Annotated in this window: 1 protein-coding gene; it reads right to left on the minus strand. The window is 69.9% G+C overall.

All coding sequences use genetic code 11. From position 1 onward, the window contains the following. Positions 1–41: 41 nt before the first annotated feature. A partial coding sequence (locus C1J00_RS43990; protein WP_102914278.1) for a SigE family RNA polymerase sigma factor occupies positions 42–605 on the minus strand: 564 nt, incomplete at its 5' end.

Here is a 605-nt window from a genome sequence, read left to right on the forward strand (position 1 = left end):
GGTTCCCCCGTGGGCCCCCTTGTGGTGCTCCCCCTCAACCTTCAGGCGACGAGCTCGCCGAAGGCGTCCTCCTCGTCACGGCCGAAGCTGAGGACCTCGTCCTCGCGCAGCCGGCGGAGCGACCGCCAGATGCTGGACTTCACCGTGCCGACACTGATGTCGAGGATGTCCGCGATCTCCGGGTCCGTGCGGCCCTCGTAGTAGCGCAGGACCAGCATGGTGCGCTGGAGTTCGGGCAGCCGGGCCAGCGCCTGCCACAGGACGGCGCGCAGCTCGGTGCCGCGCATCGCGTCCGTGTCACCGGGCGTCTCCGGCAGTTCCTCGGTCGGGTACTCGTTGAGCTTGCGGCGCCGCCAGGCGCTGATGTGCAGGTTCGTCATGGTGCGGCGCAGGTATCCGCCGACCGCGGCCTTGTCGCTGATCCGGTCCCACGCCCGGTAGGTCGAGAACAGCGCGCTCTGCAGCAGGTCCTCGGCCTCGAAACGGTCACCGGTGAGGTGGTAGGCGGTTGCGTACAGGGAGGCACGGCGCTCCTTGACGTAGGCGGTGAACTCCGCTTCCGTCAGCGAGCGGCGCTCCCCCGAGCCCTCCCCGTACGCGACTCC

Source organism: Streptomyces cahuitamycinicus (assembly GCF_002891435.1).
GTDB classification, from domain to species: Bacteria; Actinomycetota; Actinomycetes; order Streptomycetales; family Streptomycetaceae; genus Streptomyces; species Streptomyces cahuitamycinicus.